The sequence below is a fragment of the uncultured Anaerococcus sp. genome (genome assembly GCF_963510915.1).
Lineage (GTDB): Bacteria > Bacillota > Clostridia > Tissierellales > Peptoniphilaceae > Anaerococcus.
In genome coordinates this window covers 1-10,693 of the sequence record NZ_CAUPHG010000062.1, presented here as the reverse complement: position 1 = coordinate 10,693, position 10,693 = coordinate 1, and the positions used below count along the sequence as shown (strand labels likewise).

Sequence of the window (10,693 nt, the reverse complement as noted above, 5' to 3'; positions counted from 1 at the left end):
CTAGAACTTTTTCTAGTATTAGGGTTATGGATGTGATTGATATAAAGCACACTCCTCCTAAGGCTAGTGGCTTAGCTCCTGATTTTAATAGTTTTACTATATCACTATTAAAACCTATAGCTGACATTGCCATTACTATAAAAAATTTGGATAAGTCCTTAAATGGCTTGAAAAATCCTATATCTACTCCCTTGGCGAGGGCTATGGTTGTAATCAAACTTGCAAGGATGAAGTAGATTATAAAGAATGGAAAGATTTGTATAATGGATATTTTTTTATTAGATTCTTGTTCGGCATTTCTCATTCTTATGAAGGCTAGTCCTAAGCATATAGGAATTATTGCTAGAGTCCTTGTCAATTTTACTGTTACAGCCTTATCAAGTGTTTGGCTACCAAGATTAAATATTGTATCCCATGTTGATGCACAGGCTGTAACTGATGATGTATCATTAACAGCAGAGCCTGCAAATATACCAAAGGCATGACCATCGGTAGTAGAAAATCCAATCATACGACCTAGGCTTGGAAATAGGATAGCTGCTAAGATATTAAAAAAGAATATAACAGATATGGCTTGGGCTATCTCATCTTCATCTGCATCAATAACTGGTGCGGCTGCTGCAATTGCTGAACCACCACAAATTGATGAGCCAACGCCAACAAGCGTTGCAATATTTCCTTTTATAAGTCCAGCCTTGTAGGCTATGTATGCGATTATAAGTGATGTTGATATGGTAGATAGGATGATGGGTAGGGATTCTCTTCCAGTTTTTAAAACAATTCCAAGATCAAGTCCAAATCCAAGGAGGATTACAGCGTATTGAAGAATTTTCTTTGATGTGAATCTCACACCACTCATATAAGATTTTTTGTCTTTTATAATTTGACCTAAGGCCATGCCAATTAGAATGCCAAAGACTGCTGGTCCTACGAGTGGGATTTTTTTGCCGATTATTTGGGATATTATTGCAATTATAAGGCAGAGAATAATCCCTTTTATATTTTTTTCTATAGATTTTATCATATATGCTCCTTTCACTTTTTTTATTATATAATAAATCACTATAATGTAAAATTATAATTATTTACTATATAATAAAAATTTGTTATGATAGATGAGGAGGATGTCATGTTAGATTTTAGGATAGAAAGTTTTTTAGAAGTATGTAAATATATGAATTTTACAAGGGCTGCTGAAAGTCTTAATATAACTCAACCGGCTATATCTACTCATATTAAGTATCTAGAAAACTATTACAATTGTAAACTTTTTTATAGAAGTAAGAGGAATTTGTGTCTGACAGATCAGGGCAAGATTCTAAAATCTGCCCTACTTTCTATGTCAAATGATCAGGATAAGTTGAAAATGATATTAGCCAAGAATAAAACTAAGAGTGAGAAAATTTCCTTGGGTTTTACAAGGTCAGTCGGAGAATATCTAATATTGGATAAGCTTATATCCCTAATCAAAGAAAAGTCTTCTTGTGATTTTCATATTTATTATGAGAATACTGACGAGATTTTAAGTGATATTGATAGTGGTAGGATAGATTTTGCCATCATAGAGGGATTTATAAAATCTAGTGATTATTTTATTAAAAAATACAAAAGCGATAGGATTGTATGCCTCTGCCACAAAGACCACAAGTTTAACAAACAAGTAAAAAAGCTAACAGACTTATTAGATGAAAGAATCATCATACGAGAAGAGGGGTCTGGGACCTTGGCTATCTTGAAGAATTTTTTAAGAATGGACAATATTGATACAAAAGATTTTTCAAATATTATAGAGATAAATAATATGCGTTCTATAGTAGAAATGCTCAAGGCAGATTGTGGGATAAGTTTTATCTTTGAATCTTGTGTCAAAAAAGAATTAGAGGAAGGTGTGCTAAGGGTCATAGAGCTAGAAGATTTCAATCTAGTTCATGATTTATCTATTGTCGCCAGGAAGAATTCAATATTTATTGATTTGTATTTGCAAATAGCTGAAGCTTTTTATTAGAAAAAAAATTAGGGTATTGGGATAAGAAGAGTTTAGAAAAATATAGTTTAATAAAGGCAAACAACTAGGCGACTTTCTTCTTATAAGCGGGCTTTATATTAGATGATATTTTTTTTAGTAATATAATAGACTTAGATATAAGGACAAAGGCTAATTTACAAAAGAAAATTATTAAAAGTTTGGACTTAATAGAAATTATGGACAATAGTCTGGTGTAAAATCCACCGATTGTGTAAGTAAAAGAAACGTTAAATATTAGGAGAAATAAGTAATACTATATATTTGTTCTATTTACTAGGAGGCAGGTATGAGAGATTTTTGGTCATATGATAAAGAAGATATTTTTAAAAAATTAAATTCGGGTGAAGCTGGTTTGTCAGATAGGGAAGCTTGCGACAGGATTGAAGCTTATGGCAAAAATGTTTTTGAGGAAAAGAAGTCTAAATCTAATTTTATGATTTTTTTGTCCCAATTTAAAAGCCCTATAACTATGATTTTAATTTTTGCGGCTGTCTTGTCGATTTTTATGAAGGATTATTCTGACGGAATTATTATCTTGATTATTATTTTGATTTCTTCTTTTTTGAGTTATCTTCATGAGAGTAAAGCAAATGATGCGGTTAAAAGTTTGCTTTCTTCTGTTAGTGTTACCTCTTCGGTCCTAAGAGATGGGGCTTTTAAAGAGCTTGATAATGCCAACCTCACTGTTGGTGATATAATTAGGGTTAAAACTGGTGATATGATACCAGCTGATTGTTTGCTTATTGAGGATAATTCTCTATCTACTGATGAGTCAAGTTTAACTGGGGAGACTTTTCCTGTAGAAAAGCTTACAACAAAAGTACCTGCCGATACAGCTCTTTCTGAAAGAAAAAACTGCCTTTGGATGGGGACTCATGTTATTAGTGGTTCTGGGATGGCGATTATAGTTAATTTGGCAAAAGATTCTGAATTTGGTAAAATCACTTCCTCGCTTAGTCAAAAAGATTCTAATACAGATTTTGAAAAAGGCATAAGGAATTTTGGTAATTTAATTTTACATGTTACAACTCTTTTAATTGGTCTAATATTTATTTTTAATATTGTGTTAAATAAATCTTTTTTAGAATCATTTATGTTTGCCTTGGCTCTTTCAGTTGGCTTGACTCCTCAAATGTTGCCAGCAATAATTAGTGTGAATTTATCACAAGGCGCCAAGAGAATGTCTGACCAAGGTGTTATTGTAAAAAAATTAAACTCAATAGAAAATTTTGGATCTATGACAATTATGTGCTCTGACAAAACTGGCACCATAACAAAGGGCAAGGTTAAGCTTGATTCAGCCTTGGATTTTAAAGGCGTGGAATCGGAAGATTTGAATAAATTTGCGGCTCTGAACTCATATTTTCAAGAAGGCTATTCAAATCCGATTGACCAAGCTATTTTAAGTTCCAATAAGGAAGATTTTTCTGCTTATAAAAAGCTTTTTGAGATTCCTTATTCATTTGAAAATAAAATTTTAAGCGTGATAGTAAAGACCGATACTGATTTTTCAAATAAAATTTTGATGGTTACCAAGGGTGCGTTTGAAAGTATTGTAAATATATGTAATTCTTATGAAAAGTCAGATGGGTCTATTGGGAATATTAATGATATTAAAAGTCAAATATTTGATTCATTTACTAAATTCTCAAGCCAGGGTTACAGGGTTCTAGGTCTTTCTTATAAGTTTTTAAGCGAAGATTCTGATTTCCAACAAGAAAAAGCTCGAGGTATGATTTTTAAAGGATTTTTATTATTTATTGATCCATTAAAAGAGGATGTCAAAGATGTAATAAATCAAATGAATAAGCTAGGGGTCTCTTTGAAAATGATAACAGGCGATAATCAAGAAATCGCCAAAAACATTGGAAGTCAAATAGGGCTAAATCCAGAAAAAATATTGCTTGGTCAAGAATTGGATTCATATTCTATAAGTCAACTAAATAAAAAAGTTTTAGATATTGATATTTTTGCAGAAATAAGTCCAAACCAAAAGGAAAAAATAATTAGAGCCTACAAAGAAGCTGGTGAGATTGTAGGATATATGGGTGATGGCATAAACGATGCACCAGCCATAAAACAAGCAGATGTTGGTATATCAGTTGACTCAGCAGCTGACACAGCAAAAGATGCAGCTTCCATTGTTCTTTTGCAAAATTCTTTAAAAGTATTGTTATCTGGAATAAAAGAAGGAAGAAGGACTTTTATAAACACCTTGAAGTACATATTTGTAGCAACTAGTGCGAACTTTGGAAATATGTTTTCAATGGCAGGGGCAAGTCTTTTCTTAAAATTTTTGCCATTATTACCAAAACAAATTCTTCTTACTAATTTATTTACAGATTTTCCTTCCTTGCAAATCGCATCAGACTCTGTAGATGAAGATTGGTTAAAGACTCCAGTAAAATGGGATATGAAATTCATCAAAAAATTCATGGTGGTATTTGGGATAACATCTTCTATTTTTGACTATGTAACATTTTTTGTTTTGCTCAATATCTTTAAGGCTGACGAAAAATTGTTTCAAACTGGTTGGATGTTAGAATCTGTAATCTCCGCAATGGTAGTTATGCTAATAGTCAGAACAGCTAGACCAGCGATTAAAAGCAAACCAAGTAAGAATCTATTAATATCTATAGGTCTTGTAAGTTTAATTTTAATTTCAATCATATACAGCCCTATTAATTCCTACCTTGGTTTAGTTGCACTTCCACTCGGTGCATTTATTTCCATGCTTTGCATATCCCTTATCTATGCCTTAGTTGCGGAAATCATGAAGAAAAAATTCTACAAACACAATTCATTTTCTAGATAAAAGTTAAATGATTGATTAAAAGATAATAATATAATAAAATCGCAGTATTTACTGCGGTTTTTTTGTAAATCTGGGCAAACAATGCATGAGCTATGGTCTATTAGTCTGATAGATGCTGTTATTAGTGAATCTGATGGGGATTGGAAAATATATAGAAAAAATAACTTATAAAAAAGGGGCCATAGCCCCATTTTTTATGCAAATAATTTTAAATACTCACCATAGCCTTCTTCTTCAAGCTTACTTTTTGGAATGAACCTTAGGGCAGCACCATTTATGCAATATCTAAGACCTGTTGCTTCTTTTGGTCCGTCAGGAAAAACGTGGCCTAGGTGACTGTCGGCTTCTTTGCTTCTGACCTCAATTCTTTTTCTTGCGAGCCTATAGTCGTCTTTTTCGGTTAATTCTGTTCCGTCAATTGGTTTGGTAAAGGACGGCCAACCACAACCCGCATTGAACTTATCTTTTGATGAGAAAAGTGGTTCACCAGAAACTATGTCAACGTAGATTCCATCTTCATAAAAATCGTCGTATTCTGATGAAAATGGCATTTCTGTGCCGCTTTCTTGGGTTACTTTATATTGGATATCTGTTAGGGTTTTCTTTAATTCATCTTTATTGTATTTTGTCATAATTTTTTCTCCTTCATTTTAAATTCTTACCCAATTTGTCAAGCAAAAACCAAGTCATAAGAAAAAAACTCGGTATAATAGTATAAAACCTAGTAAAGGAGAAAAGTATGACAATGACTATCAAAAAAAGCGGAAATTTTGGCCCAGATCTCGCTTTTTCAATAAACGCTAAGGTAAAGGCAGCCCGAGCCAAGTTTGGCAAAGAAAATGTAATCAATGCTGTTTTGGGGACTTTGGCAGATGATGAAGGTAATATTATAGCCCTTGATTCTGTCTATAATAGATTAGAAACTATGGACAGGGGCCTTATAGCTTCTTATGCACCAATAGAAGGAGAAAAAGCCTTCAGAGAAACAGTCCTTAAAATTCTCTTTGCTGATAATAAACCAGATGCTTACATTGAAGTAGTATCAACACCAGGCGGCACAGGAGCCATTAGAAATGGGATTTTTTCTTATGCGGATATTGGTGATCCTGTTATTTGCCACGATTATTTTTGGCAACCTTACAAAAAAATGTGCATTGAATTTGATAGGGACTTTAGAACCTATAATTATCTAACAAAAGATTTCAAATTTGACTTAGAAGCATATAAAGCGTGTCAAGATGAGGCATTAAAAGACCACGACCGCTTAGTTTCAATAATTAATTCCCCAGGCAACAACCCAACTGGCTATTCCCTATCTGATGAGGAGTGGGATGAGGTTTTGGAAATATCTAAGAAAGCTGCCAATAAGGGCAAAAAAATAAGCCTAATCATAGATGTGGCCTACATTGAATTTGCAGGTGATGGTGAGCAGAAGAGATTTTTCAAGAAATTTTCAAATCTTCCTGAAAATCTCATGGTTTTAGTTGCCTTCTCCATGTCAAAAGCCTATACAGCCTATGGTCTAAGAAGTGGAGCTGTGATTGGAATTTCAAGCTCTAAGGAAGTTATAGAAGACTTTAAGAATGCCATGGCAACATCTGCTAGGGTGAACTGGTCAAATGGAGTCCACGCACCTCAACTAATCCTAGTTGACCTTGCTAAAGACGAAAATAAGGGAGAATACGATAAGGAGCTTTTATCCTTAAAGGCTATGCTAAAGGAAAGAGCAGATGTCTTTATAAGAGAAGCGGAAGCTCATAAGGTAGAAATGATTCCATACTTCGGTGGATTCTTCGCCTTTATTCCAACCACTAAGGCCTTTGATATTGTTGAAAATCTAGAAAAAGAAAATATTTTTACCATTCCATCAGCCAAGGGAATTAGGATTGCTCTTTGTGCTACAAATAAAAGAGATATTGTGAAATTAGTTGAAAGAATAGCCTTTTACATGAATAAATAAGTTCTTAATTAATCTTCCTCTTGAAAAATAAAAACATCTTAGTATATTATAACTAGGAGTTAGCACTCAATGTTAATGACTGCTAACAAAAGCTATCATTATTTTATTTTCAACAGGAGGAAATAATATGAATTTAAAACCAATCGGAGATAGAATTGTAATAAAAAAAGCTGAGGCAGAAAAAACTACTGCTTCTGGAATTGTCCTTCCAGAAAGTGCTCAAGAAAAGCCACAATACGCAGAAGTAGTTGCTATCAGTGCTGATATAGAAAATGACGAAAAGAAAAAAGGTTCGCTAAAAGTAGGCGATAAGGTTATTTATTCCCAATACGCTGGTACAGATGTTAAACTTGAAGATAAAGAATTTATCGTAGTTAAATACAACGACATTTTGGCAGTAGTAGAAGGTTAAGGAGGAAAAAATGGCAAAAGATATTAAATTTGGAACAGAAGCTAGAGACGGTCTAGAAAGAGGTATAGATAAACTCGCAAATGCAGTAAGGGTAACTCTTGGACCAAAGGGCAGAAACGTAGTTTTAGATAAGGCTTATGGTGCCCCAACTATCACAAATGATGGTGTTACAATAGCAAATGACATAGAGCTTGAAGATAGATTTGAAAATATGGGAGCTCAACTTGTAAAAGAAGTAGCAACCAAGACCAACGACGTAGCAGGAGATGGTACAACAACAGCAACAGTCCTAGCTCACTCAGTAATTAAAGAAGGTCTAAAAAATCTTGCTGCTGGTGCAAACCCAATCGTCCTCCAAAAAGGTCTAAAAAAAGCAACTGACGTAGTAGTTGAATATATCAAGGAAAACTCAAAAGAAGTTGAAGATAAACAAGCAATCGAAAATGTAGGTACAATTTCATCCCAAGACCACAACATAGGCAAGCTAATAGCTGACGCTATGGATAAGGTTGGCAATGATGGAGTAATCACAGTTGAAGAATCAAAGACAACAGGAACCTATCTTGACCTAGTAGAAGGTATGCAATTTGATAAGGGCTACCTATCACCATACATGGCAACAGATAATGAAAAGATGATAGCAGAACTTGATGACCCATACATTCTTCTAACAGACAAGAAGATTTCAAATATCCAGGAAGTACTACCACTTCTAGAACAAATTGTTCAAGAATCAAGACCACTACTAATCATCGCAGACGATGTTGACGGCGAGGCTTTAACAACCCTTATCCTAAACAAATTAAGAGGAACCTTCAATGTAGTAGCAGTAAAAGCACCAGGCTATGGCGACAGAAGAAAGGCTATGCTTGAAGATATAGCTATTCTTACAGGCGGCAAGGTAATAAGCGAAGATTTAGGAATGGACCTAAAAGAAGCTACAATCGATATGCTTGGATCTGCTAAAAAAGTCAAAGTAGACAAAGATAACACAACAATCGTAGAAGGCAAAGGCGACAAAGAAGCCCTAGCTGAAAGAGTAGAAAACATCAGAAATCAAGTTGCCAAAGAAGAAAGCGACTATGAAAAAGAAAAACTTCAAGAAAGACTAGCTAAACTTGCAGGTGGTGTTGCAGTAATAAACGTAGGTGCAGCCACAGAAACAGAAATGCAAGAGAAAAAATACAGAATTGAAGATGCCCTATCAGCAACCAGAGCAGCTGTAGAAGAGGGAATCGTAGCAGGTGGTGGAGTTGTCCTAATAGGAGCAATCGAAAAGGTAGAAGAACTTAGAGAGACCCTAATAGGTGACGAAAAAACAGGTGCCCTAATTATAGAAAGAGCCCTAGAAGCCCCACTAAGACAAATAGTAGAAAATGCAGGACTTGACGGATCTGTAATAGTAGAAAAAGTTAAAAACTCCGGCAAAGAAGAAGGCTACGATGCCTACGAAAACAAATTTGTAAATATGTTCGAAGCAGGAATCGTAGAACCAACTAAAGTAACCAGATCAGCCCTACAAAACGCAGTAAGTGTAGCAGGAATGATTTTAACAACAGAAGCCGCAGTAGCAGACATCCCAAAAGAAGAACCACAAATGCCAGCCCCACAAATGCCAATGTATTAAGCACGCCTGTCCGCCTCGTTGAGGACCCTCCATGCGAAGCCCTAACCCCATTCATGGAATGAATGGTGGTAGGTCTGGTGCAGAGGCAGAGTGGTCGAGCGAAGCTCGAAAGCAGATATTGAAGTAACGAAGAAAAACCAGGAAATTCAATCCTGGTTTTTCTTTACATAAAATTTTAAAATGTTATAATTGAACCAACAAATTTAATGGTGCTATATAGTAAATTTCTTTATTTAGCTTGATAGAAAATAAAATTTTAATAAAAAGGGATGCTCATGTTTAATACTTACACTTGGAACTTATATTTGGATGCTGGAGGGAATGATTTTGTAGATTTTCTTAAGAAAAATTATTCCAAAAACATATCTCCAGCTTATGTAGAAAAAATTGCTAATCTTCACCAGTCATTTTGCCCTAGTAGAAAGATTAATGACTTATTAAAAGAAGAATTAAGTGACTCAGTAGAGTTTCTAAATCAAGATTATTACTTTTTTGAAGATAGGAAATATACAATAGATAAGGCGATGAAATATCTATATAATTTATTTATTAAAGAAAATGAAGGTGGCGAAAAACTAACATTTGACGATTTTTCTAGCTCCCTAGCCTATTATACGACCTTGCTTTCCTATGAGCTTCCAGATTTATTCATTCCCTACTATTTTAAATATAATTTTAATATTTTAGAAAAAATCTTTGTAGAATTTAATATAAGCTTGCCAGAAATCCCAAAAAAGAGTGATTATAAGGCTAGATTTTTTTATTATGGTGAAATATGCAAATCTCTTTCAGATTTTAGGGAGGAGAATTATTTAAGTCCCTATGAATTAATTGCATTTTTATATGATTTTGCTCCTAAGTATATAGGTGGGATAGATTCCTATATTATAAAAGATTTGCCAGCGCCTAATGCTTGTTATCTAATAGGTGCTGGTGAAGATGATATATTTTTATCAAATGAAATAGATAATGTTACTCCTTGGCAATGTAGTCCCGATACTAAGGCGGGTGATCAGGTTCTCATGTATGTAAAATATCCAGTTTCAGCTATTGATTCCATCTGGACTAGTGTATCCATTGGCTTTATTGATCCATTTTTTTATTATTACAGGTGTACTTATATTTCCAATGCAAAAAAGATTGAAAAACTTACCTTAAAAGAATTAAAAGAAGATGACATTTTTAAAAATCTACCTATTGTAAGAAAAAATATGCAAGGTTTAAATGGCGTTGAGTTACTACCATCTGCCTATAATTATTTGCTTGAAATTAGAAATTTAAACTTAGATAAGTTAGAATATTTATCTATAAATGATAAGCAGGAATTGTTTAGGGAAAAAGATGTTGAAAATAAACTCATAAAACCATTTTTAGCCAAACTTGGCTATAATAATTCTGATTATATTCAGCAATTATATATAAAAGTGGGCAATAATAACCATTTGCTTATACCAGATTTTGTAATAAATCCGGTAACAAAGTTATCTAGTGAATCTTGTGATTTAATTATCGAAGCGAAATTTTCTATAAAATCAAAAAGAGAACTTGAAAATGCAAGAATACAGGTAAGAAGTTATGCTAAAATCCTCAGTGCAAAGTATGCCCTTGTTAGTTCTAAAGAATCGATATGGGTATTTAGTTTCCGCGATGATTATAAAAAAGTTATTATTTCTTTTACTTGGTCAGATTTGGAAGATGAAGATAATTTCTATAAAATTTATAAACTTATCGCTAAGGATTGGATTTGAAATTTATATTACTGTTCAAGCTTCATTTATAAATAAAAAAACCGAGCTGGTTTTGACCTGAACCCGTAAACACGGAATAATTTAATAATATTTTAAGCGGAATGT

8 protein-coding genes are annotated in these 10,693 nt (G+C 33.6%); 6 read left to right on the top strand and 2 right to left on the bottom strand.

Features of this window, described 5'->3' with window-relative positions; all coding sequences use genetic code 11:
* Nucleotides 1–1,024 (bottom strand): putative sulfate exporter family transporter (locus tag RQ893_RS06230; protein WP_311482188.1); only part of this gene is annotated, 1,024 nt, incomplete at its 3' end.
* A gap of 105 nt (nt 1,025–1,129) precedes the next feature.
* On the opposite strand from RQ893_RS06230, the gene RQ893_RS06225 reads away from it, so the two are divergent.
* Together RQ893_RS06225 and mgtA are read left to right on the top strand one after the other, a co-directional pair.
* The gene (locus RQ893_RS06225) at nt 1,130–2,005 is read left to right on the top strand and encodes a LysR family transcriptional regulator (RefSeq protein WP_311482187.1); all 876 of its coding nucleotides are present in this window, start codon (nt 1,130–1,132) and stop codon (nt 2,003–2,005) included.
* 307 nt (nt 2,006–2,312) lie between these two features.
* Nucleotides 2,313–4,841: a magnesium-translocating P-type ATPase gene (gene mgtA / locus RQ893_RS06220; RefSeq protein WP_311482186.1), complete on the top strand. Its 2,529-nt coding sequence runs from the start codon at nt 2,313–2,315 to the stop codon at nt 4,839–4,841.
* 194 nt (nt 4,842–5,035) lie between these two features.
* Here the strand turns inward: mgtA and msrB are convergent, their stop codons facing one another.
* Nucleotides 5,036–5,473, bottom strand: a complete 438-nt coding sequence (gene msrB / locus RQ893_RS06215; protein WP_311482185.1) for a peptide-methionine (R)-S-oxide reductase MsrB — start codon at nt 5,471–5,473, stop codon at nt 5,036–5,038.
* A gap of 107 nt (nt 5,474–5,580) precedes the next feature.
* Here msrB and RQ893_RS06210 point away from each other — a divergent pair, with 107 nt between their 5' ends.
* The 4 genes from RQ893_RS06210 to RQ893_RS06195 all read left to right on the top strand — a co-directional run bounded on the left by RQ893_RS06210 (nt 5,581) and on the right by RQ893_RS06195 (nt 10,588).
* On the top strand, nt 5,581–6,801 hold the full coding sequence (locus RQ893_RS06210; protein WP_311482184.1) for an aminotransferase class I/II-fold pyridoxal phosphate-dependent enzyme: 1,221 nt from the start codon (nt 5,581–5,583) through the stop codon (nt 6,799–6,801).
* 127 nt (nt 6,802–6,928) lie between these two features.
* Nucleotides 6,929–7,213, top strand: coding sequence for a co-chaperone GroES (groES, locus tag RQ893_RS06205; RefSeq protein ID WP_311482183.1), 285 nt, complete (start codon nt 6,929–6,931; stop codon nt 7,211–7,213).
* A gap of 10 nt (nt 7,214–7,223) precedes the next feature.
* The gene (gene groL / locus RQ893_RS06200; RefSeq protein ID WP_311482182.1) at nt 7,224–8,840 is read left to right on the top strand and encodes a chaperonin GroEL; all 1,617 of its coding nucleotides are present in this window, start codon (nt 7,224–7,226) and stop codon (nt 8,838–8,840) included.
* 275 nt (nt 8,841–9,115) lie between these two features.
* Nucleotides 9,116–10,588 carry a hypothetical protein gene (locus tag RQ893_RS06195; protein WP_311482181.1) on the top strand — a complete coding sequence of 491 codons (1,473 nt, stop codon included), beginning with the start codon at nt 9,116–9,118 and terminating at the stop codon, nt 10,586–10,588.
* Nucleotides 10,589–10,693 lie beyond the last annotated feature (105 nt).

Excerpts from the sequence above, each read along its gene's own strand:
- RQ893_RS06225 (WP_311482187.1), top strand. The coding sequence starts at position 1,130 with ATGTTAGATTTTAGGATAGAAAGTTTTTTAGAAGTATGTAAATATATG.
- mgtA (WP_311482186.1), top strand. The coding sequence starts at position 2,313 with ATGAGAGATTTTTGGTCATATGATAAAGAAGATATTTTTAAAAAATTA.
- msrB (WP_311482185.1), bottom strand. The coding sequence starts at position 5,473 with ATGACAAAATACAATAAAGATGAATTAAAGAAAACCCTAACAGATATC.
- RQ893_RS06210 (WP_311482184.1), top strand. The coding sequence starts at position 5,581 with ATGACAATGACTATCAAAAAAAGCGGAAATTTTGGCCCAGATCTCGCT.
- groES (WP_311482183.1), top strand. The coding sequence starts at position 6,929 with ATGAATTTAAAACCAATCGGAGATAGAATTGTAATAAAAAAAGCTGAG.
- groL (WP_311482182.1), top strand. The coding sequence starts at position 7,224 with ATGGCAAAAGATATTAAATTTGGAACAGAAGCTAGAGACGGTCTAGAA.
- RQ893_RS06195 (WP_311482181.1), top strand. The coding sequence starts at position 9,116 with ATGTTTAATACTTACACTTGGAACTTATATTTGGATGCTGGAGGGAAT.